Genomic DNA, 25,647 nt, shown 5'->3' with positions numbered 1-25,647 from the left:
CTGTTCCCGGCCGTGCCGGCGTTTTTTGTCGGGGGGTGTGGTTAAGGTTCGCGTGTGGGGCGCAGTCAGGTGGTGCCGAGGGACGGTTCGGGCGCGGGGGAGTTCGGCCCCGACGCCGACGACACCGGTTGCACGGTGCTGCACGTCGACATGGACGCGTTCTACGCCTCCGTCGAGATCCGCCGCCGCCCTGAGCTGCGCGGCAAGCCCGTCATCGTCGGCGGCGCCGGCCCGCGCGGCGTCGTGTCCGCCGCCAGTTACGAGGCCCGCAAATACGGCGTGCACAGCGCCATGCCCGGCAGCCGTGCCCAGCGGCTCTGCCCGCACGGCATCTTCCTGCCCCCCGACTTCGCCGCGTATACCGAAGCCTCCCGGGCCGTCATGGCGATCTTCCGCGACGTGACCCCGCTCGTCGAGCCGCTGTCGCTCGACGAGGCGTTCCTCGACGTGGCCGGCGCCCGCAAGCTCCTCGGCCGGCCCGCCAGGATCGCGGCCCTCATCCGCCACCGCGTCGCCACCGAGCAGCGGCTGACCTGCTCCGTCGGGGTCGCCTCGACCAAGTTCATGGCCAAACTCGGCTCGACCCGCGCCAAGCCCGACGGCATGGTGGTCGTCCCGGCCGAGCGCGCCCTGCAATACCTGCACCCGCTGTCCGTCAGCGCGCTGTGGGGCGTCGGCGAGCGCACCGCGGAGACCCTGCAGCGGCTCGGCCTGAAGACCGTCGGCGACCTCGCCGCCGCCCCGCTCGGCATGCTCCGCGCCGCCGTCGGCGACGCCGCCGCGCATCACCTGCACGAGCTGTCCTGGGCGAGGGACCCCCGGCGGGTGATTCCCGACCACGTGGAGAAGTCGATCGGCGCCGAGACCACGTTCGACATCGACGTGAGCGACCTGTCAATCATCCGACGCACGATGCTCGCCCTGTCCAACAAGGTCGCCCAGCGCCTCCGCCACGCCGACCAGGCCGGCCGCACCGTCTCGGTCAAGATCAGACTCGCCGACTTCCAGACCCTGAGCCGGTCACGGACCGTTGATGTCCCGACCGACGTCGCCCGCGAGATCTTCGAGATCTCCTGGGCCCTGTTCTCCTCCGCCCGCCCCGGCGAGCGCATCCGCCTCATCGGCGTCCGCGTCGAAGGCCTCACCTCCGCCGACGGAGCGCCACGGCAGATGACGCTCGGTGAGCGCGACCACGGCTGGCGCGACGCCGAACGCGCCGCCGACGCGGTCGCCGCCCGCTTCGGCACCGGCCTCGTCAAACCCGCCAGCCTTCTGCGCGGCGACGGCCTCCGTCAGGACGGAAATGGCGCCGCACCGGCCCCCAACTCCCCAGAAGGACCGCCGACACGACACAATGGAGACAGATAGAGCCAGACTCGGCGGAAAATCGGCACGGCCGGACCATCGTCCCGCTTTCCGACCCGGTGAGCCCCTCGTAAACTTGCCAGTACGCAGCCCGACGGGCTGTGCCGGACTGTCGGTCCATCAGGGTCGACCTTCGCGACCGGGGAGGAGTGCCGTGCCGCTCTCGGAACACGAGCAGCGGCTGTTCGAGCAGATCGAGCGGTCGCTAGCCGAGGACCCCAAGTTTGCCTCGGCGGTGCGAGCCACCGACCCGCGGTTCCATGCCAAGCGTCGGATGATCGCCGCCGCGGTGCTCCTACTCGCCGGCATGGCGCTACTGGTCTACGGCGTCGCCATCTCAATCCCACTTCTCGGCGTCGGCGGTTTCGTCGTCATGCTGGGCGCCCTGTTCTTCGGCGTCCAGGCATACCGCCGAGGACAGAGCACCGACCTGCACGCCGTCGGCGGCACCGCCACCCGCCGCACCCGGCAACGCAGAGCCGGACTGGTCGACCGCCTGGAAGAGCGCTGGCGCCGCCGTCCTGAGGGCGACGCCTGACCAACCGGGCCTGGTGGGGGCGCGTCGACGCTTTGGTCGACGCGCCCACCCGTCTGCCCTGACCCGCCCCGCCACGGCCCACCCACCACACTGCCCCGCCCCGCCCGTTCACCGCCTTGCCCCACGCCCGTCCGCCGCCTTGCCCCACGCCCGTCCGCCGCCTTGCCCCGCTCCGGCCCGTCCGCCGTCGGTTCGCTCCGGTCCGCTCGCCGTCGTCGGTTCGTTCCGGTCTGGCCCGGTGACCTCGTCCTATCCCCGGGCCCGCAGTGTCCGTCCCTGCCTGCCTGCGTCGCCGTCGCCGTGCTCAGCTTCAGCCCGCCGACCCGCCGACCCGCCGACCCGCCGACCCGCCGACCCGCCGGCCCGCCAGCTCGCCCGTCGGTTCGTCGGGCCTGCTTGCCGCGTCGGCTAGTTTCGGTCTGGTTCGGTGACCTCGGCCCATCCCGGCCTGCCTGCGTTGCCGTCGCCGTGCTCAGCTTCGGCCCGCCAGCCCGCCAGCCCGCCCGTTGGTTCGCCGGTTTGTCGGTATGTCGTTTTCGTCGGCTTCCTCGGGTCGTCCGGCCTGCTTGCAGCGTTGGTTCGTTCCGGTCTGGTTCGGTGACCTCGGCCCATTCCGGGCCCGCGGTGTCCGTCCCGGCCTACCTGCGTCGCAGTCGCCGTGCTCGGCTTCGACCCACCGACCCACCGGCCCACCGATCGGTTCGTCGGGCCTGCTTGCCGCGGCGGTCTATTTCGGTCTGCTCGGTGACCTCGGCCCATCCTGGGCCCGCAGTGTCCGTCCTGGCCTGCCTGCGTTGCCGTCGCCGGTGCTCAGCTTCGACCCGCCAGCCCGCGAGCCCGTCGGTTTCGTCGGTTTCGTCCGGCCTGCTTGCCGCGTGTTTTTCGGTGTGCCTGGTGACCTCGGCCCATCCTGGGCACGTAGCGTCCGTCCCGTCCTGGCTGCGTTGCTGTCGCCGCGCTCAACTTCGACCCGCCAGCCCGCCAGCCCGCCAGCCCGCCAGCCCGCCCGTTCGTCGTTCGTCGGTTCGTCGGGCCTGCCTGCAGCGTCGGCTTGTTCGGTCTGCTCGGTGACCTTGGCCCATCCCGGGCTCGCAGTGTCCGTCCTGGCCTGCCTGCGTTGCCGCCGCTCTGGTCGGCTTCGGCCGTCCGCTACTCCTCTACTCCTCGGACTCTCGGCCCCGCCGCCTGCGGTTGCCGTCTCATTGCTTCGGCCCCTTCGCCGCCTCGTGGCCGCTTCCGGTCGGCCGGCCGGAAGTCGGATCTGCCCAGCTTGAGGCCATTTCGCCCTTCGCCAGCTTGCCGGGCCACCGCCGCCCTTTCGTCGCTGTCCACAAACATCCCAACCGGAGTGCTCCTGCAGGTGCCGTGCCGCGCGGGCGGTCAGCATCCCAGCGCTCCGGTCCGGACGAAGGTCCGGATATGTCGTCTATTTCCCCCGCAAGGAACAACGTTCAGCACTGGACGCTCGTGATCGAAGGAGCGGTCTGGTCGCCCACACGACCAGCAAGTTCCTTCGATCACGACCGCAGGATCGTTCACTGAGACACCGGGACACCGAGCCCGTAACGTCCGCCAACCGGGGCCCCGAGCGCCGCATGGTGGTGATCAAGGTGCGAACCGCACGGGGCAACTTCGACCTGTGAAAGGTCTTGTCGAGCGGGTGGTAGCGCGACAAGCCGAACGATTTCCTGGGTCAGGCGCCGGGGGATCCTTCGGGTTGTGGGGAATCCGGCAACGACGCCGCATGCCTGCCGCCCGACCCGACGCTGCCGAGGTCCGGATCAGCCTGGCTGCCCGCGTGTCCTGCGGCGGTGAGTGGATCTCCCCGATGATCGAAGCCGCCGCCCGGCCGCTCACACATCCAGTACGCGGCTTCGATCACCGGACGACCGAGAGCATCACAACTGAGGCAAGCGGAACTCAGCTCATGATCCGGAAGAGGTGAGGTAGCCAGGGGTGCACGAACTCGACCGGATCATGGGCGATGTCGACGGCGGCCGGTGTGCGCCAGCCCCGCCCGTGGTCACGGGCGGGGCTGGCGGCGTCAGCGGTCGGCTCGGCGGGCGACGAAGCGCCGCACGCTGATGGCCCGCATGATCTTGTCCCAGCCCTGGCCCAGGCGCAGGGAAGCGGCGCTCGAGCGTTGGGAGGTGGCGGCGCGCCAGCGGCGCAGGACGGACGGGGGCAGGATGACCGCCAGGATGCGGGTCTTGCGGCTGGCCCGGGCGGCGAACGCCGTGCGGACGTCGTCGACCGCGGACCGCAGTTGGCCGCCGGTGAGGGGGTTGCGGGCGTACCGGGCGTGCTCCTCGACCGTGCTGAGGAGGCGGACGCCCTGCTCGGCCCGGTCGCGGAGGCGTTCCTTGGTGACCAGGCGGGTGACGGTCGCCCGTGGGGTTTCGGCGTCGTCGGTCGGGACGTGGTAGTCGACCATGGTGTCGACGAGCTCGTCCCAGGCGTGGTGGGCCTGGGAGCGGGCCGCCTGCTCGTTGGCGACGAGGACCATGACGCCGGGTGCGGCCTTGTCCAGGCTCGGGCCGGACTGGAAGTCGGGACCGGTGGCGGCCGCGGACTGCAGGCGGGTGCGCCGGGTCCGGCCGCGGACGAGCGCCGGCGACAGCAGCAGGGCGAGGAGGAGCAGGCCGCCGAGGGACCAGCCGCCGACGGTGGCGAGCGACTGCAGCAGCGAGGTGCCGTCGGCCGTGCCGCCGACGCCGCCGGTGTCGCCCGGGTTGTTGCCGGGGTCGCTGACGGCGCCCGCGTCGGCGCTGCTGGTCGGGTTGGCGCCGGGGCGGTTGCGCAGGTTCTCGTCGGCCGGGTCGGTGCTGTCGCCGGTCGAGCTGGGCAGGTACGACGTGGCGACCGAGCCGCCGATCGCCTGGGACGGGGTGGCGTCGAAGGGGAGCCAGCCGTAGCCCTGGAAGTACACCTCGGTCCAGGCGTGCAGGTTGAAGTTCGTCAGCGTCATCGTCTGGCCCTGGCGGGTGCCGCCGCGGGCGAAGCCGAACGCGACGCGGGACGGGATCTTCGCCTCGCGCAGCAGCCAGCCGAAGGCGGCCGCGTACTGGGCGCAGTAGCCGCGCTTGTTCTTGAGGAAGTCGGCGATGCTGGTGCCGCTGCTGTCACCGCCGGTGCTGGTGTCGTAGACGAAGCCGTTGGCCGACGTGAAGTACTCGTAGATCGACTTGACCTTGTCGTACTGGGTGGTCTGGCCCTTGGTGAGCTCGGCGACCTTCTCCTTGACCACGTTGTTGGCCGGCGCGGTCATCATGCCGCGCAGCGCCGCGTCGTTCTCCTTGACGGCGGGGGCCTTGCGCAGGTCGTCGGGGGTGATCTCGGCCCGGGTGTATTCGACCGTGTACTTCTTCTTCGCGGTGGTCTGCTTGCTGGAGAACACGACGGCGGTGGTGGGGTCGAAGGACCAGTTGTTGTCGATCTTCTCGAGCTTCGTCGGCCAGGTGTAGATCGGCAGGAAGTAGATGGCCAGTTCGTTGGTGATCTCGATGCTGGCCTTCTGGGTGGTGGTCTTGACCGAGGGGTCCCAGCCGGGGGCGGGCAGGCCGGAGCCGACGGGCTTGCCGCCGGTGATCGGCTTGGCGTTGAAGCCGCGGCTGGTGAGCTCCTCGAGGACGTTGAAGCGCAGGTAGTACGGGTTGGGGTCGTTGCTGACGTTGGTCACCTTGACCATGTCGGCGGCCTTGTCCCGGTTGAGCTGCCCGGACAGCAGGGCGAACATGCTGACCTGCTTGCCGTTCTTGCCGCCGGGACCGATCCCGCCGCCGCCACCACCGGCGCCCGCGCCGATCGAGTCGATCACGCCGCCGGGCATGGCGAACGGGATGAGCGGCAGGAGCACCGCGGCGATGACACCGACCGCGCCGAGCCGCTGGCCGGCGGCGGCGAGGGGGGACGGCTCCCACAGGTCGACGTCGCGGCCGTCGCCGGTGAAGCGGCGGCCGAAGCGGCGGACCCGGTCGACGTTGTCGGTGACCAGCAGCCACAGGAAGCCCACGGCGCCGAGCGCGAACGGGAACCAGCTGGTGCTCTCCGTGGTCACGGTGACCGGCACGGAGTAGATCGCGAGCATCGGCAGGCCCGCGAGGGCGGGGCGGCGCAGCACGACGGCGAACAGGTCGACGACGAGCGCGACGACCGCGACGCCCAGGGTTGCCAGGAACAGGAACCCGGGCCGGTCGCCGACGGGCGTGGCGAACTCGCTCATCTCGGTCGACGCGGTGCTCAGCAGCGAGCCGAAGTGCTTGATCGTGCTCGGGGACGGGATGATCCCGATGAACTCGTGCGAGCTCGGATACAGCCAGGTCAGCCCGAGCAGGGCGGCCCCGGCCATCGCGGCCGAGGGGGCCCAGGTCGGCGCGCGGAGGCTGCGGACGAGCAGCGCCACGCCGCACATGGCGGCGACCACGAGGAACGACCGGATCGCCCAGGTGCTGCTCTCGAAGACGTTCCACAGCGGCAGTGCCGAGAGGAACGCGGCCCCGGCGGCGATCAGGGTCAGGTGCTTGCGCTGGTTCACCGCACGCCTCCGGCGACGCTCTCCGCCGACGCGGCCCGCCAGGCGAAGCCCTGGGACCCCCGTCCGGCCTGTGGCCACAATCCGGGGAGTTTCGCACCGTGCGGCACCTCGACGACCCGCCAGCCGCTGCGCAGCAGCGCGAGGGAGGCGACGCCGTGTGCCTTGTCGGCCTCCTCGCGGGCCGCGGTCGGCAGGTTGAGCCACGTGGAGGAGTCGATGAACAGGGCGATGCAGGTGGCGTTGTTGGTCCGGAACCCGGCGAGCAGCTCCGCCTCGGCCGAGGACAGCAGCCCGAAGATGCCGATGATCAGGCCACCGTCGCTGCGCCGGCGGACCCGCTCGATGAGCGTCCCGATGTCGCCGCGTTGCGCCAGCCGCACGTCGGCGAGCTGGTCCAGCAGGGGGCCGTCGCCGTCGATCTCCGTCGCGTCGACGTCGACGCCGCCGTCGGTGACCAGGCGCATCTTGTAGCCGGCGTGCCGCAGGTGGACCGCGACGCTGGCGGCGGCCGACACCGCCCATTCGAAGCTGGCGGTCGGGCCCTCACCGCGGTGCGCGGTGGAGCGCGTGTCCAGCACGACCGTCGCCCGGCTCTCCCACGGCTGCTCCTCGCGGCGGACCATGAGCTCGCCGGTGCGGGCGGTGGAGCGCCAGTGGACGCGGCGCAGGTCGTCGCCGTAGCGGTACTCCCGGGTCGCGGCGTCGTCCTCGCCGTGCACGGCCACGGACCGGGCCCGGCTCTCGCCGGAACCGGCGAACTCGCCGGCCAGGCGCACCGACGGCAGCGGCACCACCTGCGGGATGACGGTGAGCCGGTCCACCGACGGGAACGCCCTGGTCAGCTCGCACAGCCCGAACGGGTCGGTGAGCCGCACGACCAGGGGGCCGACCTCATACCGGCCGCGGACGTCGGCGCGCACCGTGTAGGCCACGGAACTGGCCTGGTGCGCACCGAGCTTCTCCAGCACCAGGCGGGGACGGCTGCCCAGTGCATATGGGAGCCGGTCCTCGAGCAGCATCGTGCCGGTGGGCAGACGGGACAGGTTCTGCAGGCGCAGGATGACCCGGGCGCTCGCACCGACCTGGACCCGGTGCGGGTCCAGGGTGCGGCTGCAGGACAGCCGGTAGCGGGTCCGCCCGACGTAGGCGGCCGACAGCAACGGCAGCGCCGCGAGCAGCACCGCCACCCGGAGCAGGTCACGCTCGCCGAGGATCAGCGACGCGATGAGGGCCGCTGCGGCGGCGGCCAGGAAACTACGGCCCCGTGTGGTGAGCCCCCGCAGCGCCTCCCGCATGCTCAGCGACCCCCGAACTGCTGCTGCCCACCGCGTGGCGGCGCGGTGCGGGTGTCATACGGCGAACGCGGCTGCCGGTCCGACGGCAGCGGCAGGCGGTGGACCAGCTCGGCGATGATCGCGTCGGTGGTGCGCCGGGACAGCTGGGCCTCGGCGGTCGGGATGACCCGGTGCGCGAGGACCGGCACGGCCAGGGCCTGCAGGTCGTCGGGGAGCACGAACTCGCGGCCTTCGAGGGCGGCGACGGCGCGGGCGGTGCGCAGCAGCTGCAGCGTGGCGCGGGGTGACGAGCCCAGGCGCAGCTCGCCGGACTCGCGGGTGGCGGTGACGATGTTGACCGCATACTGCTTGACCGCGTCGGCGACGTGCACGTCGCGGACCGTGGCGATCATCCGGCGGACCTGGGTGGCGTCGGAGACGGGCAGGATGTCGTCGAGCGCGTCGTGGCGGCCGTGCACGTCGAGCATCGCCAGCTCGGCACCCATGTCCGGGTAACCCATCGCGATCCGGGCGGTGAACCGGTCGCGCTGCGCCTCGGGCAGCGGATAGGTGCCTTCCATCTCGATCGGGTTCTGCGTGGCGATGACCATGAACGGGATCTGCAGCGGGTAGGTCGCGCCGTCAACCGTGACCTGCCGCTCCTCCATGCTCTCCAGCAGTGCCGACTGGGTCTTGGGGGAGGCGCGGTTGATCTCGTCGCCGACGACGATGTTCGCGAACACCGCGCCCGGCTTGAACTCGAAGTCGCGCGTCTCCTGGTTGTAGACGCTGACGCCGGTGACGTCGCTGGGCAGCAGGTCCGGGGTGAACTGGATGCGCCGCACCGAACAGTCGATCGACTTCGCCAAGGCCTTGGCGAGTTTGGTCTTGCCGACGCCGGGAACGTCTTCGATGAGGAGATGGCCCTCAGCGAGCAGCACGGCGAGCGCGAGCCGCACGGTGGCGGTCTTGCCCTCGATCACCTGCTCGATGTTGGCGACGATCGCATCGGTCGCGGCGCGGAACTCCGGGCTGGGTAGCGGCGCCCCGAGTTCCTCGAACGTGCGGTGCCTGGTCAACTGGCCTCCTCGTGTCCTGCTGTGGCCACCGTTAGGTGTAAGACCCGTAGGTGAACCGCCCGGTTGCACGAAAAGGTTGGCAAGCCGAGCCGTCTGTATCCCCTCAGGCTAGCCGGGGAATTGGCACCGCGCCGCACCGGAAACCGTCATTGCGGACATCACGGCCGTGACTGTCCGCCACGTTTTTCCGGCGGGCCGGCGGCGAGCCGCACGTACCCCCGCAAATGTCCAACAAACGGAACTGCCGAGATGCGGCCGGCCGTGATTGCGGCAGACTGAGGCCGTGGACGAGGGGCAGCTCCTCAACGATCGCTACCGCTTGGGCGACCGTCTCGGTGAGGGCGGCATGTCGGTCGTGTGGCGCGCCCGCGACGAGGTGCTCGACCGGTCCGTCGCGGTCAAGGTCCTCGCCGGCACGTTCGCCACCGACGCCGGCTGGCGCCGCCGGATCCGGGTCGAGGCCCGGGCCGCGGCAAGCCTTTCGCACCCGAATGTCACCAATGTCTACGACTACGGGGAAACCGCCGAGGGCCACCCGTTCGTGGTCATGGAACTGTTGCGCGGGCCCACCCTGGCAGAGCGGCTCACGGCCGGCCCGCTGCGCCCCGCCGCCGCCATCCGGGTCTGCGCCGAGGTCGCCGCGGGGCTCGCCGCCGCGCACGCCGAGCGGTTCGTGCACCGCGACGTCAAACCGGCCAACGTCGTGCTCACCCCGGGCGCCGCCAAGCTCGTCGACTTCGGCATCGTCGGCATCCCCGGCGACGCGGGCAGCGGCCGGGACGCCGACGGCCTCGTCCTCGGCACCCCCGCCTATCTGGCCCCGGAGCGGCTCGTCGGTGACGACGCGGTGCCCGCCAGCGACGTGTATGCGTTCGGCCTCCTCCTCTACCGGTGCCTCACCGGCCGGCTGCCCTGGGACAGCGAGACCACCACCCAGATGCTGCGCTCGCACGTCACCGTGGCACCGGAGCCGCTGCCGGACCTGCCCGGCGTGCCGGCACAGGTCCGCGACCTGTGCATGCGCTGCCTGGTCAAGGCACCCGCGGCCCGACCCTCCGCGGAGGAGGCAGCGGCCGTCCTCGCCGCGGCAGCGGGTGTGTCACCCCGTCCAAGTGCCGAAGAACTTGATTCGGTACGACCAGCGCAAAGTCCCGTGATCGACGCCGCCGAGGCGGCGGAGGGCACGAGCGATGCCACGGCATCCGTCGATGCCACTGTCCTGGTCGTCGCCCGCTCCGGTCCGGCCGGCGCCGTGCCCCTCTGGGACGTCGACGGCGCAACCGGTCTGCTGCCCGCGGCCGGTGCCACCGCGCCCGCCGTCGGGGCCGGACCGGCCATCGACGGCTTGACCGACGGCTTGACCGACGGCTCGACCGGCGTCGTGCGCACCGGCGGCCTGCCCGGTGAGGGCGCCACCGACGTGATCGGCGACGACGCCGGCGACCGGCGGCGGGTCCTCGCCGGGCTCGCCGTGGTGATCGGGATCGCGGCGTTGCTGGTGACGTTCGCGCTCAACCGGCCCACCGGCGGCCCCCAGGTCTCGGCCGAGGCGGCCCGCGGCGGCCCGGGCACGGGGGTGGCGGGCACCGGGGTGGCCGGCACCGACCCCGCCGCCCCGCCGTCCGGCACCCCGGCCCCCACCGGCGCCCAGCTCCCGGCCGTGGAAGGCGGAACCGCCAGCGCAGGCGGCCCCGGCAACGGCAGCAACCGTGGTGGCAACAGCGGCAACGGCGGCACCGGCGGTGGCAACGGCGCGGGCAACAGTGGCAGCGGCAACGGCGGTCCGGCCGGAGGCAACCCGCCGGCCGCGACGCCGGCCGCACCGCCCGCCGCCGGGAACCCCGTGCGGCTCGGCACGCCCGGTGGTGTCATCGTCGCCGTGTGCGCCGGCAACAAGGTCAACGTCACCGGCGCGGAGCCCGCGGCCGGTGCCACCCTGGTCTCCCTGCAGAGCGGGGCCCGCGACAGGTCCCGGGTGGAGTTCAACCTGGCCGGGGTCCGGCTCCGGTTCGAGGTCAGGTGCGTCGGCGGCGTCCCCGTCGCCACCCCGGACTGAGCCGCGCCGCGCCGTCGCGGAGCCCCCGGCTGAACCGCGCCGCGCCCCCGTCGCGGGACCCCGGCTGAACCGCGCCGCGCCCCCGTCGCGGGACCCCGGCTGAACCGCGCCGCGCCCCCGTCGCGGGACCCCGGCTGAACCGCGCCGCGCCCCCGTCGCGGGACCCCAGCTGAACCGCGTGGCGCCCCACCACCACCTCCCAGCTGAAACGCGCTGCGTTCGCGGCGGCACCCTGCGGTACACTCCGAGACATGACACGGGTTGTCCGGCTTCTTAGCGAGCCGTGCTGACGCACTGACTGCGTCCGCACGGCGACCCCTCCTGCGTGAGGGGTTTTTTCATGCCCGGACAATGGCGCCGGGCGACTACCCGAGACATCCGGCGAGACTGAAGGCGGCGAGGGGCTCATGAGCGAGGCAGTGACCGACGGAGCGGTCGACATCCCGCCCTACCGATACACGGCGGGCATGGCGGCGGACATCGAGGCATGCTGGCAGGACTACTGGTCCGAGCACAGCACCTTCTACGCGCCCAACCCGACCGGCCCGCTCAGCGACCCGAACCACCCGCGCGCCGGCGCGCCGAAGCTGTACGTGATGGACATGTTCCCGTACCCGTCCGGCTCGGGGCTGCACGTCGGCCACCCGCTGGGCTACATCGGCACCGACTGCTACACCCGGTACTTCCGCATGGCCGGCTACAACGTCCTGCACCCGATGGGGTTCGACGCGTTCGGCCTGCCCGCCGAGCAGTACGCGGTGCAGACCGGCACCCACCCGCGGATCACGACCGAGGCCAACGTCGAGCGGTACCGTGGCCAGCTGCGCCGGCTGGGACTGGCCTACGACGACCGCCGCAGCGTCGCCACCACCGACACCGAGTTCTACCGCTGGACCCAGTGGATCTTCCTGCGCATCTTCAACTCGTGGTTCGACCCCGAGGCGCAGAAGGCCCGGCCGATCACCGAGCTGATCGCCGCCTTCGAGTCCGGTGCGCGGGTGGTGGAGGACGGCCGCGCGTGGGCCGACCTGTCGCCGGTCGAGCGGCGCGAGGTCGTCGACGGGTTCCGGCTGGCGTACATCTCCGAGGCGCCGGTCAACTGGTGCCCCGGCCTGGGCACCGTCCTGGCCAACGAGGAGGTCACCCCCGACGGGCGCAGCGAGCGGGGCAACTTCCCCGTGTTCAAGCGCAGCCTGCGGCAGTGGATGATGCGGATCACCGCGTACGGTGACCGGCTGCTGGACGATCTGGAGCGGCTGGACTGGCCGGACAAGGTCAAGACCATGCAGCGCAACTGGATCGGCCGGTCCCGGGGCGCGCACGTCGACTTCGCCACCGACGGCGGCACCCCCATCCGGGTGTTCACGACCAGGCCCGACACGCTGTTCGGCGCGACCTACATGGTGCTGGCGCCGGAGCATTCGCTGGTCTCCTCACTGGTCCCGGACGCGTGGCCGTCGGACATCCCGGACGTCTGGACCGGCGGGCACGACACGCCGGGCGAGGCGGTCGCCGCCTACCGCGCCTTCGCGGCCGGGAAGTCCGATGTGGAGCGGCAGGCCGAGGCGAAGGAGAAGACCGGCGTCTTCACCGGCGCGTATGCGGTCAACCCGGTCAACGGCGTGCGCATCCCGGTGTTCATCGCCGACTACGTGCTGGCCGGCTACGGCACCGGCGCGATCATGGCGGTGCCCGGCCAGGACGAGCGCGACTGGGCGTTCGCCGAGGTCTTCGACCTGCCGATCATCCGCACCGTGCAGCCCACCGACGGCTTCGAGGCCGCGGGAGGCAAGGCGTTCACCGGCGACGGCCCCGCGATCAACTCGTCCTTCCTGGACGGGCTGGGCGTCACCGAGGCCAAGGCGAAGATCATCGACTGGCTGGAGGCCGAGGGCCACGGCGTCGGCGCCATCACGTACCGGCTGCGGGACTGGCTGTTCAGCCGGCAGCGGTACTGGGGCGAGCCGTTCCCGATTGTCTACGACGCGACCGGCCTGCCGATCGCCCTGCCGGAGTCGATGCTGCCTGTCGAACTGCCCGAGGTCGAGGACTTCTCGCCGCGGACCTTCGACGTCGACGACGCCGACAGCATGCCCGAGACGCCGCTGTCACGCGCCAAGGAATGGGTCGAGGTCACCCTGGACCTGGGCGACGGCCCTCAGCTGTACACCCGAGAGACGAACGTGATGCCGCAGTGGGCCGGCTCGTCCTGGTACGAGCTGCGCTACCTGGACCCGTCGAACAAGGACGAGCTGACCTCCCCGGAGAACGAGCGGTACTGGATGGGCCCGCAGGAACCGGGCGACGTCGGCGGCGTCGACCTGTACGTCGGCGGCGTCGAGCACGCGGTGCTGCACCTGCTGTACGCCCGCTTCTGGCACAAGGTGCTGTTCGACCTGGGACACATCAGCAGCGAGGAACCGTTCCGCAAGCTGTTCAACCAGGGCTACATCCAGGCCTACGCCTTCCGCGACGACCGCGGCACGCCCGTCCCCGCCGAGGAGGTGCAGGAACGCGCACCCGGGCAGTACTACTACAACAACGCCAAGGTCACCCGCGAGTACGGCAAGATGGGCAAGTCGCTGAAGAACGTCGTCACGCCCGACGAGATGTGCGAGCGGTACGGCGCCGACACCTTCCGCGTGTACGAGATGTCGATGGGTCCCCTGGACGTGTCCCGGCCGTGGGAGACCCGGGCGGTCGTCGGCGCGCAGCGCTTCCTGCAGCGCGTCTGGCGCCTGGTCGTCGACGAGCAGACCGACGCCACCCGCGTGGTGGACACGGCGCTGGACGACGAGACCCGCCGCCTGCTGCACCGCGTCGTGGACGGCGTCCGCGTCGACATCGAGGAGATGCGGTTCAACACGGCGATCGCGAAGCTGATCGAGCTGACGAACCGGGCCACCCAGATCTCCGCCGCCGGCGCCCCCCGCGAGGTCGTCGACCCGCTGGTGCGCATGGTGTCGCCGTTCGCGCCGCACCTGGCCGAGGAACTGTGGCAGCGGCTGGGCAACGACACGTCGATCGCGTACGCCGACTTCCCGGTCGCGGACCATGCCTTCCTGGTCGCCGACTCGGTGAAGTACCCGGTGCAGGTGAACGGGAAGGTGCGCGGCACGTTCGAGATCGCCGCGGACGCGGGGGAGGACGCGGTGCGCGAGGCCGCCCTGGCCGAGGTCGCCGCCCAGCTGGCCGGGAAGACCCCGAAGAAGGTCATCGTGGTCAAGGGCCGGATGGTCTCGATCGTCGTCTGACCACCCGCTGCTCACGCTCCTCGAGGCACAGTGTGCGGAGCGTGAGCAGCGGGTGACGCGACCGGAGATCGATTAGGTGGCGGGGGTTAAGGTTGCTGAAGAAGGTCAGCCGGCGCCGAACTGGCTCCCGCTGACCCGGCTCCCGCCTCGCCCGACTGTGCCGTCCGGGACGCCGCTCGACCCAGGACTTGAGGTCGCCGCTCGACCCCGGACTTGAGGACGGCGGCGAGTCAGGCTCCAGGGACGGCGGCGAGTCAGGACTTGAGGACGGCAGCGAGGCGTTCGTCGCGCAGGCGGGTCGGCCAGCGGTCGTCGATGGGCTCCATGGTCATGCCGGTCGCCCAGCGCAGCAGCAGGTCGGCGATGCCGGGGTTGCGGGCGAGCGCCGGCCCGTGCGAGTACGTGCCGAGGATCCGGCCGTGCCAGGCGCCCTCGGAGCGGCCGTCGTTGCCGATGCCGGCGGTGACCCGGGCGAGGGGGCGCACGCCGGGGCCGAGGTGGGTGCGGCCGCCGTGGTTCTCGAAGCCGGTGAGGGTCGGCAGGCCCAGGGCCGGGTCGACCTCCCCGGCCAGTTCGCCGACGGCGCGGGTCTCGCCGCGATCGGAGTCCAGGTCGAGCAGGCCGAGGCCGGCGCACTTGGCGCCCTTGGCGTAGAACGAGTTGCCCAGCAGCTGGTAGCCGGCGCACACGGAGAAGATGGTGGCGCCGCGGTCGACGGCGCGGCGCAGGCCGCCGTCGGCGATGAGCCGCTGGGCGGCCAGGGCCTGCGGGCCGTCCTCGCCGCCGCCGATGAGGTAGACGTCGCCGTCGGCGGGCACGGCCTGGTCGGCGCGGACCTCCGCGCACTCGACGGGCAGGCCGCGCAGGTCGGCCCGGCGGGCGAGGATCAGCAGGTTGCCCCGGTCGCCGTAGGTGGACAGCAGGTCCGGGTACAGCCAGATCAGGCGCAGGCGCGACTCAGTTGACACGGTCCAGCTCCGCTCTGATGTCCTGGAATGCGGTGTAGTTGGCGATGACCTCGAGCCGGCCGGGCGGGATCAGCGTGAGCGCCTGCGAGAAGGATTTCACGTGCTCGAACGGCACGTCGTTGACCTCGAGCCGGACCGCGAGGTCCATGGCCCGGTCGCCGGTGACGAGGACCCGCCGGCCGCGCAGCGGCGAGAAGTCGACGTCGTAGAGCCAGGAGGTGTCCAGGCCGTCGGGGTCGCGGGCGTTGATCGACAGCAGGGTCGGCACGTCGTCGGCCATGTCGAAGGCCTCCAGCCAGCCCGCCGGGTTCTTCGACAGCAGCAGGCGCACGGTCCGGCCGTCGCGTTCGACGACGGCGTAGCGGCCGGCGATCGAGGCGACCTTCGCCAGCTCCGGCACGGCCTTGGCCGGCGGGACCCCGAAGTGGGCGGCGACGGCCAGGGCGGTCGCGGCGTTGGCGCGGTTGACCCGGCCGGGCAGCTGCAGCTCGATGTGGTGGTAGGTCCCGGTGTTGTCCACGACGCCGTCGCCGGAGACGGCCCAGTGCGGCACGGGCCGGCTCAGGTTGCCGGCGACGCAGGCCCACTGCTCACCGCTGCGCTCGATCGAGGCGCCGCACTCGGGGCACACCCAGGAGTCGTCGTGGAAGCGCTGGCCGGCGGCGACCCAGGTGACGCTCGTGCCGGTGGCGACGGCCTTGCCCGCCGCCCACACCACCATCGGGTCGTCGGCGTTGGCGACGAGGTGCAGGTCGCGGCCGGGCAGCGCGTCGCGCCACAGGGCCGCCATCATGGCGACCTCCTTGGCCCGGTCGAGCTGGTCGCGGCTGAGGTTGAGCAGCGCGACGACCTTCGGGTGGGTCGCGTCGAGGACCTGCTTGAGGTAGTGCTCGTCGACCTCGAGCACCGCATACGGCGTGGCGCCGGCCTTGGCCAGGGCGGACGTGTGCCCGGTGGGCATGTTGGCGCCGAGGCTGTTGGTGGCGACGTCGCCGAGGACGCCCATGGCGGCCGCGGTGAGCCGGGTCGTGGTGGTCTTGCCGTTGGTGCCGGAGATCAGGGCGATCTCCCGGCCCGCCGCGAGCTCGGCGAGGAGGTTGGGGTCGACCATCAGGGCGATGCGGCCGCCGATCACGGAGCCGTCCCCCCGGCCGGTGGCGCGGGACAGTGCGGCAGCGCCGCGCGACAACGATGTGGCGAGCTTCGCCCGCATCGGGAGCTTGTGGTCCGTCATCTCACTTCCACGGTCGTCCGGCGTCCAGCGATGCGCCAGACCCTACCTGCCGCCGATCGCGCACCCAACGCCTCCATCACCCCGCCCCTCGTCCCAGAACGCCCCACTTCCCTCCACCGAGGCCGGACCGGGCCCGGACCGGACCTTAAAGGAGCCATAAAGGGCCGGCAAAGTCCGACCTGATGGGCGATTTGTCCGCATGTACGACCAGCCGAAACGACCGTTCGGGTGACCGGTCGGCCAAACCCCTCCACTCGACAGTGCCCCGGCGACACCCCGTTTGACGTGCGATTTCTTCATGCACGCCGATGTCACTTCCGGTGTTTTCTCGTTGACGGTGGAGGGAAGTGGAGTACAGTGGAGCGCGATGGCGGAGCCGGGGGGCTCGGCCGGCCCCGGGGGGACCGTTCGCGGTGGGAAGGGGTGGATGTCGATGTTTCTCGGCACCCACACTCCCCGCCTGGACGACAAGGGCCGGTTGATCCTGCCGGCCAAGTTTCGGGACGAGCTGGCGGGAGGTGTCGTGATCACCAAGGGACAGGAACGCTGCCTCTACGTGTTTCCCGGCGCCGAGTTCGGCCGGATCGCCGAGCAGCTTCGCGCGACGCCGATGACCCACAAGGCCGCCCGGGCCTACAGCCGGGTGTTCTTCGCCAGTGCGCACGACGAGGTCCCCGACCGTCAGGGCCGGGTCACCATCCCGCAGCATCTCCGCGAGTATGCCGGGCTGGACCGCGATCTCGTCGTCATCGGCGCGAGCACCAGGGTTGAGATCTGGGACCGGCAGGCGTGGGACACCTACCTCGCCGACAGCGAAGACGACTTCGCCGGCATCGAGGAGGGGGTGCTGCCGGGCGGACTGTGAGGTCCAACTGCAGACACCGAGTCGACCGCCGTACCGCGAGCTCTCCAGCCGCTCCAAGGTCCTGACGCCACTTCCCCGGCGCCAGGGCGGAGTGGGCGGATGGGGAGCTGGCGGTACGGCGCTCGTGCACTACCGCACCAGCATGACGACGACCGCCCGATGAAAGACGCCCGACCCGTGCGGCGGAACGTGAATCACGTTTCAGCTCAACGGCGCACAGGGAACAGCAACGTTCAGCACGACGGCGGGCCGCGAACCCGCCGCAGTAGGGGGTCGACGATGGGGGAGCGGGACATTCACGTTCCCGTGCTGCTCGAGCGCTGCCTCGAGCTGCTCGCCCCGGCGTTGGACCGCGCGGGCGCGCTGCACCTGGACGCCACGCTCGGCCTCGGTGGTCACGCCGAAGCCGTGCTCCTGGCGCATCCGCAGGTGCGGCTGCTCGGCCTGGACCGTGACACCCAGGCGCTGCGCCTCGCTGGGCAGCGGCTGGCACCCTTCGCCGACCGGACCCGCCTCGTGCACGCCGTCTACGACGAGCTCGAGGACGTGCTGGAGGGCGAGGGGCTCAGCGGGATCGATGGCGCGCTGTTCGACCTGGGGGTGTCGTCGATGCAGCTCGACGAGGCCGGGCGCGGGTTCGCCTACGCCCAGGACGCGCCGCTGGACATGCGCATGGACCAGACGCGGGGCATCACCGCGGCCGAGGTGGTCAACACCTACAGCCACGGCGACCTCGCCAGGGTCCTGCGGGTGTACGGGGAGGAGAAGTTCGCCTCCCGGATCGCCCAGGCGATCCTGCGGGAGCGGGCGAAGGGGGAGCTGAACTCCTCGGCCAGGCTGGCCGAGCTGGTCAGGGACTCCATTCCGGCACCGGCGCGGCGGACCGGGGGGCATCCGGCCAAGCGCACGTTCCAGGCGCTGCGGATCGAGGTCAACGGCGAGCTCGCCGTGCTCGAGCGGGCGCTGCCGGCGGCGCTCGACGCGCTCAAGCCGGGCGGTCGGATGGTCGTGCTTTCGTACCACTCGCTCGAGGACCGCCTGGTCAAGCAGGCGATCGCCGGGCGGACCCGATCGACGGTGCCGGTCGAGCTGCCCTTCGTCCCAGCGGGCAGCGAGCCGGAGCTGAAGGTATTGACCCGGGGGGCCGAGCTCCCCGACGCGGCCGAGGTGGCGGCCAACCCGCGGGCGGCGTCCGTGCGGCTGCGAGCCGTGGAGCGCAAGCCGGTCGCGGACACCAAGCAGGACACCAAGCAGGACACCGGGCTGGGCACCGCGCAGGACACCGCGCAGAACCGCAAGCAGCACAGCAGGCAGGACCGCAAGCAGGACGGCAAGCAGCGGTAACAGGCACAACCTCTGGGGGAGGTGTGAGATGAACGTGACGACACTGCCGGCCGATCGGCCGCGCAGGACTCAGCAGGGTGCATCGCGGTCGGGGGGCCGGACCACGGCGCGCCAGGCTGAGCAGAACAGCGACGCCCCGACCATCGGCGCGACGGCGCTCCAGCCGGAGCGGGGGACCACCCAGCCGGCCGTCAAGCCGGCCCAGCCGGGTCGGGAGGCGCGCGACGAGAAGCAGCCACGGCTGCGGGTGGCACCACCGGCACCGGTCAGCGCACCACGCGCGCCGTTCGTGGCGCTCGTGCTCGTGCTGGTGCTCCTCGGCGTGATCGGCATCCTCGTGCTCAACACGCGGATCGCCGAGAACGCGTTCAAGCTCGACGCGCTCAGGACCAAGCAGAGCACCCTCGACCGGGACGAGGAGCGGCTGCGCAGCGACCTGGCCAGCAAGGAGTCCCCGGTGACGCTCGCGTCGCGGGCCAAGCAGCTGGGGCTCGTGCCGTCGCGCACGCCGGCCTTCCTGCTGCTGCCCGACGGGTCCAAGCTCGAGATGCCGGGCCCGAGCAAGTAGCTGCCGGGTCCGGACAGGTAACGGCACGCCAAAATCAACAACGGGAAGTTGCAGGACGATGGCTGGCGACACTCCTGATCGGCGGGGCGGCATCGAGCGGCGCGGGGGCGCCGGTCGGGAGGCCGGTCGCAGCAGCAGTGACGCCGGTCGGCAGCGGACGGGCGGTCGCGCCGGCGCGGGGGGTGCCGGTGCGGCCGCCCGTTCCCGCGCCGGCACGGACCCCGCCGCCGAGCCACCGGTGCGCGGCACGATGTCCGAGGCGCGCCGGTACACGCCCCGGGGCCGCTCCGTGCGCGACGCGTCGGTCGAGCACGCCGGCTCGGGGCGGGGCGACCCGTTCCGGCCGGCCCTGGAGGTCCTGCAGGGCGGCCGCACCGACACCGGCCGCCGCGCCGCCGGCCGGGCCGCCGACACCCCGCGCCCCCCGGCGACGGAGCCGGGCAAGCCGCCGAGGACGCCGAGGACGCCGGAACGGGCGCAGCTCAAGACGCAGGCCCGGACCCCGCAGCGGGTGCATCGCGCCGGCACCGACGTCGACGGCGAGCCCCGCACCGGCCGGACCGGGGCCGGCCCCGCACCGCTGAAGCGGGCCACCCCGGCGCGCGGCACCGGCCGTACCCCGGCGCGAAAGACGACCCCGGTCCGCAAACCTCGCAAGCAGAGCCGGGTGCGGGTGCCGCGGATGCCACGCACCACCCGCGCGCCGAAGCTGGCCGAACCGCGCCGCCGGCTGCGCCTGGCCACGGTCCTGGCGCTGCTCATGTTCGCCGCGATCGGCATCCGCCTCGTGCAGCTGCAGCTCACCGACGCCAGCGCCTACGCCGCCCAGGGCCTGGAGAACCGGCTCGCGCACGACACCCTGGCCGCGTCGCGGGGGGCGATCCTGGACCGCACCGGCAAGATCCTCGTGCACTCGGTGGAGACCCGCACCGTCATCGCCGACCCGATGGTGATCAAGGACCCGGAGAAGACCGCCGACCAGCTGTTCGCGATCCTCGACCGCTACGGGGTGTTGCGGTCCGATCTGGTGCGGCTGCTGACCCCGCACAAACGGTCCGACGGCAAGACGGACGCGCGCTTCGAGTATCTCGCGCGCCAGATCTCGGTCGAGGACAGCGAGAAGATCCAGCGACTGGGCTACGGCGCCGCGATCACGTTCGCCCGCGACGAACGGCGCGAGGTGCCCGGCTACGACCTCGCGTCCAACGTCATCGGGTACACCCAGAAGAGTGATCTGTCCGGCCAGCTCGGCATCGAGAAGGCCTACAACGAGCAGCTGCGCGGCGTCGACGGCCTGCACGTCTACGAGCACGGCGACGGCGACCTCGACAAGCCGCTGCCGCAGGGGTTCGAGAAGCTCACGCCGGCCCGCCCGGGCAGCTCGGTCGAGCTGACCATCGACGCCGACCTGCAGTTCTCGGTGCAGTACGCGCTCGGGACGAGGATGGCGGCGCTCGGCGCCACCTTCGGCACCGCGATCGTGCTCGACCGCCAGACCATGGAGGTCATGGCGATGGCGAGCTACCCGTCGTTCGCCGCGGCCGACCCCGGCAAGTCGGACAAGGAAGACCTGAAGGACCAGTGCACGGCGACGGTCTTCGACCCGGGCTCGATCCACAAGGTGATCGTCATGGGCGCCGCGCTGCAGGAGGGCCTGATCACGCCCGCCTCGACGATCACCGTCAACAGCAAGGTCAAGAAGGGCGACACGACCTACACCGACCACCCGCCGCAGAAGGACGGCACGGCGATGACCATCCCCGGCATCCTCGCGCTGTCCTCGAACGTCGGCACGATCGCCGTGGCGGACCTGCTCGGCAAGGACAAGCTGTACGAGTACCAGCGCAAGTTCGGGCTCGGCCAGCGCACCGGCGTCGGCCTGCCCAACGAATCGCCCGGTCAGCTCCTGCCGCCGAACCAGTGGACCGGCTCCAGCCCGGGCTCGATCCCGATCGGCAACGGCGTGGCCACGACCGCGATCCAGATGGCCGCCGTCTACGGCGCGATCGCCAACGACGGCCTGTGGGTCCAGCCGACCCTGGTTCGCAAGATCATCGCTCCGGACGGCACGGAGACGAAGCCGCCCGCCCAGGTGACCCGCCGGGTGATGGATCCGGTGTACGCGCAGCAGCTGCGCACCATGCTCGAGGGCGTCACCACCCTCGGCGACGCGACCGGCCACCAGGCCGCGATCCCCGGTTACCGGATCGCCGGCAAGACCGGCACGTCGAAGCTGCCCCAGGACGGCGGCTACGCCCCCGGTGACGTGGTGTCGTTCATCGGCATGGCGCCGGCGGAGGCGCCGCGGTACGTGGTCGCGGTCACCGCGCACGTGCCGGGCGGTGCCGGCGGGTCCGTGGCCGCGCCGTTGTTCAAGGAGATGATGGCGGTCACCCTGAGCAACTTCGGGGTGGTGCCGACGGGCACCGTGGCGCCGAAGCTGACGATCTACCCGTGACACCGGCTCTGGCACTTCCCAGTGGGACGGGTAGGGTCTGACCCCGTGCCCGGCTATCCCCGCCCGAGGAGTGTCCGCCCTGTGCTCGCCGTCGAGCTGGCGGCCCTCGCAGGCGCGCCCATGGCGGCCCAGGACGGCGAGGTCGCCGTCACCGGCGTGACGCACAGTAGCTCAACGGTGCGTGCCGGTGACCTGTACGCGGCCCTGCCCGGTGCGCGGGTCCACGGCGCGCAGTTCGCCGACCAGGCCAGGGCCGCCGGCGCGGTCGCGGTGCTGACCGACCCCGCCGGCGCCGCCATGGTCACGGGCCTGCCGATGATCGTCGTGGACGACCCCCGCGCCGCCCTCGGCGACGTCGCCTCGCACGTCTACGGCGAGCCGACCCGGCAGCTGACCACGATCGGGATCACCGGCACCGCCGGCAAGACCTCGACCGCGTACCTCATCGAGGCCGGGCTGCGGGCCGCCGGTCAGGTCACCGGGCTCATCGGCACCGTCGAGACCCGCCTCGGCGACCTCACCATCGACAGCGCCCGGACCACGCCCGAGGCGACCGACCTGCACGCGCTGTTCGCCGCCGGTCTCGAGCGCGGCGTCGAGGCGGTGGTCATGGAGGTCTCCAGCCACGCCCTCGAACTCGGCCGGGTCAACGGCGTCCGGTTCGCCGCGGCCGGATACACCAACTTCGGCATGGACCACCTCGACTTCCATCCCGACGTCGAGGCGTACTACGCGGCGAAGGCCCGCCTGTTCGACGGCCGTGCCGCGACCGAGATCCTGAACCTCGACGACGCGCAGGTGATGCGGCTGCGCAAGCCCGCGTCCTGGACCTACTCGGCGGCCGGCTACTCCGTCGCCGACTTCCGCGCCACCGACGTGGCGCCCGACGGCTACGGGCAGCGGTTCACCGTCCACCGGCACGACTACTCCGTCGCCTCCGGCGTGCAGCTGCCCGGCCGGCACAACGTGGCCAACGCGCTGCTCGCGATCGCCGCGCTCGTCGCCGTCGGGGTCGACATCTCCGTCGCCGCGAAGGCCGTCGCGCAGGCGCCCGGCTCGCCCGGCCGGATGGAGCGGGTCGATGCCCCCGGCGACGTGCTCGGCGTCGTGGACTACGCGCACAAGCCCGACGCGATGGTCGAGGTCCTCGCCGCGCTGCGGACCCTCGCCGCGTCCCGGGGCGGCCGGGTCATCTGTGTCGTCGGCGCCGGCGGCGACCGCGACCGGGGCAAGCGCCCGCTGATGGGCCGGGCCGCCGCGTTCGGCGCCGACCTGGTCGTCGTCACCGACGACAACCCGCGCACCGAGGACCCCGGGTTCATCCGGTCCGAGGTGCTCGCCGGCACGAAGGGCGGCACCGCCACGGTCGTCGAGGTCGGCGGGCGCCGGGCCGCCATCGACCACGCGGTCGGGCTGGCGAAGCCGGGCGACGTGGTGGCGCTGCTGGGCAAGGGTCATGAGCGGGGCCAGGAGGTCGACGGCGAGGTCCTGCCGTTCGACGACCGGGTCGAGCTCGCCGCGGCGCTGCGGGCGGCCGCCGCATGATCCCGTTCACGGTCGCCGAGATCGCCGCCGTCGTCGGCGGCACCCTGCACGGCGCGGATCCCGATGCGGTCGTCGACGGGCCCGTCGAGTACGACTCGCGCAAGGTCGCCCCCGGCGGCCTGTTCGTCGCGTTCGCCGGCGCCAAGGTCGACGCGCACGACTTCGCCGCGAAGGCCGTCGCCGACGGCGCCGTCGCGGTCCTCGGCAGCCGGCCCGTCGACGGCGTGCCCACGATCGTGGTCGACGACCCGCGCGACGCCCTGGGGCTGCTCGCCCGGGCCCTGGTCGACCGGCGCGGCGACGCCCTGACGGTCGTGGCGATCACCGGCTCGTCCGGCAAGACCAGCACCAAGGACCTCATTGCGGCGCTGCTGCGCACCGCCGGGCCGACCGTGGCGACCCCCGGGTCGGAGAACAACGAGCTCGGCACGCCGTACACGGTGCTCAAGGCCACCGCGGACACCCGCTTCCTGGTCCTGGAGATGGGCTCGCGCGGGGCCGGGCACCTGCGGTACCTGTGCGACATCGCGCCGCCGGACGTGTCGGTCGTGACCAACGTCGGCACGTCGCACATCGCCGAGTTCGGCTCGCTCGACGGCACCACCCTGGCGAAGGGTGAACTGGTCGAGGCGCTGCGCCCGGCCGGCCTCGCGATCCTCAACGCCGACGATCCACGCGTCGCCGGGATGGCCGCCCGCAGCGCCGCCCCGGTGCAGTTCGCGGGCGAATCGGAAATATCCGATGTGCGGGCCACGGACGTCGCGCCGCTCGGCGGTGGCCGGTTCGGCTTCACGCTGCACGTCCCGGATGCCGCACCGGTCGAGGTGCGGCTCGACTGGGCCGGACGGCATCAGGTCGGCAACGCGCTACTCGCCGCTGCCGTGGCGTCGCACGCCGGTGTGGATCCGGCCGCGATCGCCGCGACACTCGGCGATCTAGATGGCTTGTCGACCCGAAGGATGGATGTCTTCGACCGTGCCGACGATGTCACGGTCATCGACGACTCGTACAACGCCAATCCGGCGTCCATGGCGGCGGCGCTGCACGCGCTCACCGCGGTGGCTGGCGGCCGGCGGATGATCGCGGTGCTCGGCTACATGGCGGAGCTCGGCGAGTATGAGCGAACCGGTCATGAGGAGGTCGGTCGTCTCGCCGCTGAGCTCGGCGTCGACCGTCTCGTGGCCGTGGGCGAGCAGGCCGCGCCGATCCTGCACGGTGCGTCCGTCGTGGCGAGTTGGGGAGGAGACCCGGTGCTCGTGACCGATCAGGAGGCCGCCGTCGCGCTGCTGCGCGCCGAGCTGCGGCCCCGCGACGTGGTCCTGGTCAAGGGATCCAGGTACCGGACGTGGGACATCGCCGACGCCCTGCGGGCGGCGTCGAAGTGAGGGCGGTCTTCGTCGCGGCGTTCGTCGCGTTCCTCATCTCGCTGTTCGGCACGCCGATCGCGATCAGGTACTTCACCCGGCTCAAGGCCGACCAGCCGATCCGCGCCGACGGGCCGCAGGGCCACCTGGGCAAGAAGGGCACGCCCACGATGGGCGGCGTGGTGTTCATCTTCGCCACGCTCATCGCGTACACGGGCGGGCACATCGCGCTGACCACGCTGCCGGACCAGCAGCTGCGCCCGAGCGGGCCGACCGCGACCGCGGTGGTCCTGCTGGGCCTGTTCGTCTTCACCGGCCTGCTGGGCTTCCTCGACGACTACCTCAAGGTCGCCAAGCGCAACAGCGACGGGCTCAACAAGCGCGGCAAGCTCATCGGCCAGGCGCTGATCGGCGCGGTCTTCGGCGCGATCGCGCTGTACGTGCCGGCGGAGAAGACCGGCGACGCGGTCGTCACCACGGTGGCCAGCCCGAAGCTGTCGTGGGTGCACGACATCGACTGGCTCAACATCACCAAGGTCGGCGCGGTCGTCTTCTTCGTCTTCGTGGTCATGTCGATGTCCAACGCGGTCAACCTGACCGACGGCCTCGACGGCCTCGCCACCGGTACGTCGATCCTGGTGATCGGCAGTTACATGGCGATCGCGTTCTGGCAGTACCGGCACTGGTGCGCCGACCCGGAGTACAACGCCAACTACTGCTACGACGTGCGCGACCCCCTGGAGATGGCCCTGATCGCCGGCGCCGCCGTCGGTGCGCTGGTCGGCTTCCTGTGGTGGAACACGTCACCGGCGCGCATCTTCATGGGCGACACGGGCTCCATGGCGCTCGGCTCGCTCATCGCCGGTCTCGCCGTGGCGACCAAGACCGTGCTGCTGCTGCCACTGATGGGCCTGCTGTTCTTCATCATCGTCGTGACGTGGATCATGCAGATCGGCTCGTACCGCACGACCGGCAAGCGCATCTTCCGGATGGTGCCGCTGCAGCACCACTTCGAGCTGGCCGGCTGGAGCGAGGTCAACATCGTGGTCCGGTTCTGGATCATCGCCGGGATCGGCATGGCCGCTTCACTCGGCCTGTTCGCCGCGGACTTCCTGCGGGTGATGAGCGGCTCCGGCTGACGCCCGCGACACATCGACGGCACGACACGCCGGGATCCCGTGGTCGGCGGACCACGCGGGTC

The 25,647-nt window shown here is 71.9% G+C and carries 16 protein-coding genes; 11 read left to right on the top strand and 5 right to left on the bottom strand.

What is annotated here, in order from left to right; translation table 11 throughout:
- Positions 1-54: 54 nt before the first annotated feature.
- Positions 55-1,368: a DNA polymerase IV gene (locus ACFPIJ_RS19960; protein WP_380116649.1), complete on the top strand. Its 1,314-nt coding sequence runs from the start codon at positions 55-57 to the stop codon at positions 1,366-1,368.
- Positions 1,369-1,519: 151 nt separating this feature from the next.
- A complete protein-coding gene (locus ACFPIJ_RS19955; RefSeq protein WP_203852504.1) occupies positions 1,520-1,903 on the top strand; it encodes a DUF3040 domain-containing protein in 384 nt (127 codons plus the stop codon).
- A 2,044-nt stretch (positions 1,904-3,947) separates the two neighbouring features.
- On the opposite strand, the gene ACFPIJ_RS19950 is transcribed toward ACFPIJ_RS19955, so the two are convergent.
- Genes ACFPIJ_RS19950 through ACFPIJ_RS19940 form a run of 3 tightly spaced genes read right to left on the bottom strand, consistent with a single transcriptional unit; the run spans position 3,948 to position 8,790 of the window.
- The gene (locus ACFPIJ_RS19950; protein ID WP_380116648.1) at positions 3,948-6,437 is read right to left on the bottom strand and encodes a transglutaminase TgpA family protein; all 2,490 of its coding nucleotides are present in this window, start codon (positions 6,435-6,437) and stop codon (positions 3,948-3,950) included.
- Positions 6,434-7,732 (bottom strand): DUF58 domain-containing protein, encoded by a 1,299-nt coding sequence (locus ACFPIJ_RS19945; RefSeq protein WP_380116647.1) that lies wholly within the window; start codon positions 7,730-7,732, stop codon positions 6,434-6,436. Before ACFPIJ_RS19945 ends, ACFPIJ_RS19950 begins: the two co-directional genes overlap by 4 nt.
- A gap of 2 nt (positions 7,733-7,734) precedes the next feature.
- Positions 7,735-8,790, bottom strand: coding sequence for an AAA family ATPase (locus tag ACFPIJ_RS19940; RefSeq protein ID WP_380116645.1), 1,056 nt, complete (start codon positions 8,788-8,790; stop codon positions 7,735-7,737).
- Between the two features lie 283 nt (positions 8,791-9,073).
- Here ACFPIJ_RS19940 and ACFPIJ_RS19935 point away from each other — a divergent pair, with 283 nt between their 5' ends.
- Positions 9,074-10,846 carry a serine/threonine-protein kinase gene (locus ACFPIJ_RS19935; RefSeq protein WP_380116644.1) on the top strand — a complete coding sequence of 591 codons (1,773 nt, stop codon included), beginning with the start codon at positions 9,074-9,076 and terminating at the stop codon, positions 10,844-10,846.
- Positions 10,847-11,253: 407 nt separating this feature from the next.
- Positions 11,254-14,100, top strand: a complete 2,847-nt coding sequence (gene leuS, locus ACFPIJ_RS19930) for a leucine--tRNA ligase (protein WP_380116643.1) — start codon at positions 11,254-11,256, stop codon at positions 14,098-14,100.
- A 254-nt stretch (positions 14,101-14,354) separates the two neighbouring features.
- Here the strand turns inward: leuS and ACFPIJ_RS19925 are convergent, their stop codons facing one another.
- Positions 14,355-15,068 carry a type 1 glutamine amidotransferase gene (locus ACFPIJ_RS19925; protein ID WP_203852901.1) on the bottom strand — a complete coding sequence of 238 codons (714 nt, stop codon included), beginning with the start codon at positions 15,066-15,068 and terminating at the stop codon, positions 14,355-14,357.
- Entirely contained in the window at positions 15,058-16,302 is a 1,245-nt protein-coding gene (locus ACFPIJ_RS19920; protein WP_380116642.1) for a Mur ligase family protein, read from the bottom strand. Before ACFPIJ_RS19920 ends, ACFPIJ_RS19925 begins: the two co-directional genes overlap by 11 nt.
- 433 nt (positions 16,303-16,735) lie before the next feature.
- Here ACFPIJ_RS19920 and mraZ point away from each other — a divergent pair, with 433 nt between their 5' ends.
- The 7 genes from mraZ (at position 16,736) to mraY (ending at position 25,585) form a co-directional block, all read left to right on the top strand.
- Positions 16,736-17,167 carry a division/cell wall cluster transcriptional repressor MraZ gene (gene mraZ, locus ACFPIJ_RS19915; RefSeq protein WP_203852905.1) on the top strand — a complete coding sequence of 144 codons (432 nt, stop codon included), beginning with the start codon at positions 16,736-16,738 and terminating at the stop codon, positions 17,165-17,167.
- 279 nt (positions 17,168-17,446) lie between these two features.
- Positions 17,447-18,511, top strand: coding sequence for a 16S rRNA (cytosine(1402)-N(4))-methyltransferase RsmH (gene rsmH, locus ACFPIJ_RS19910; RefSeq protein ID WP_380116641.1), 1,065 nt, complete (start codon positions 17,447-17,449; stop codon positions 18,509-18,511).
- Positions 18,512-18,539: 28 nt separating this feature from the next.
- Positions 18,540-19,079, top strand: coding sequence for a cell division protein FtsL (ftsL, locus tag ACFPIJ_RS19905; protein WP_380116640.1), 540 nt, complete (start codon positions 18,540-18,542; stop codon positions 19,077-19,079).
- Positions 19,080-19,137: 58 nt separating this feature from the next.
- Positions 19,138-21,537: a peptidoglycan D,D-transpeptidase FtsI family protein gene (locus tag ACFPIJ_RS19900; RefSeq protein ID WP_380116639.1), complete on the top strand. Its 2,400-nt coding sequence runs from the start codon at positions 19,138-19,140 to the stop codon at positions 21,535-21,537.
- Between the two features lie 45 nt (positions 21,538-21,582).
- Complete coding sequence (locus ACFPIJ_RS19895) at positions 21,583-23,082, top strand: UDP-N-acetylmuramoyl-L-alanyl-D-glutamate--2,6-diaminopimelate ligase (RefSeq protein ID WP_380116638.1); 1,500 nt, start codon at positions 21,583-21,585, stop codon at positions 23,080-23,082.
- Positions 23,079-24,467 (top strand): UDP-N-acetylmuramoyl-tripeptide--D-alanyl-D-alanine ligase, encoded by a 1,389-nt coding sequence (locus ACFPIJ_RS19890; RefSeq protein WP_380116637.1) that lies wholly within the window; start codon positions 23,079-23,081, stop codon positions 24,465-24,467. Before ACFPIJ_RS19895 ends, ACFPIJ_RS19890 begins: the two co-directional genes overlap by 4 nt.
- The gene (gene mraY, locus ACFPIJ_RS19885; RefSeq protein ID WP_380116636.1) at positions 24,464-25,585 is read left to right on the top strand and encodes a phospho-N-acetylmuramoyl-pentapeptide-transferase; all 1,122 of its coding nucleotides are present in this window, start codon (positions 24,464-24,466) and stop codon (positions 25,583-25,585) included. Before ACFPIJ_RS19890 ends, mraY begins: the two co-directional genes overlap by 4 nt.
- Positions 25,586-25,647: the final 62 nt, after the last annotated feature.

It is taken from the genome of Dactylosporangium cerinum (assembly GCF_042653625.1).
GTDB lineage: Bacteria > Actinomycetota > Actinomycetes > Mycobacteriales > Micromonosporaceae > Dactylosporangium > Dactylosporangium cerinum.
The sequence above is the reverse complement of the archived record's forward strand: the minus strand, read 5'-3'. Positions and strand labels throughout refer to the sequence as shown.

Excerpts from the sequence above, each read along its gene's own strand:
- ACFPIJ_RS19945 (WP_380116647.1), bottom strand. The coding sequence starts at position 7,732 with ATGCGGGAGGCGCTGCGGGGGCTCACCACACGGGGCCGTAGTTTCCTG.
- leuS (WP_380116643.1), top strand. The coding sequence starts at position 11,254 with ATGAGCGAGGCAGTGACCGACGGAGCGGTCGACATCCCGCCCTACCGA.
- ACFPIJ_RS19920 (WP_380116642.1), bottom strand. The coding sequence starts at position 16,302 with ATGACGGACCACAAGCTCCCGATGCGGGCGAAGCTCGCCACATCGTTG.
- mraZ (WP_203852905.1), top strand. The coding sequence starts at position 16,736 with ATGTTTCTCGGCACCCACACTCCCCGCCTGGACGACAAGGGCCGGTTG.
- rsmH (WP_380116641.1), top strand. The coding sequence starts at position 17,447 with ATGGGGGAGCGGGACATTCACGTTCCCGTGCTGCTCGAGCGCTGCCTC.
- ftsL (WP_380116640.1), top strand. The coding sequence starts at position 18,540 with ATGAACGTGACGACACTGCCGGCCGATCGGCCGCGCAGGACTCAGCAG.
- ACFPIJ_RS19900 (WP_380116639.1), top strand. The coding sequence starts at position 19,138 with ATGGCTGGCGACACTCCTGATCGGCGGGGCGGCATCGAGCGGCGCGGG.
- ACFPIJ_RS19890 (WP_380116637.1), top strand. The coding sequence starts at position 23,079 with ATGATCCCGTTCACGGTCGCCGAGATCGCCGCCGTCGTCGGCGGCACC.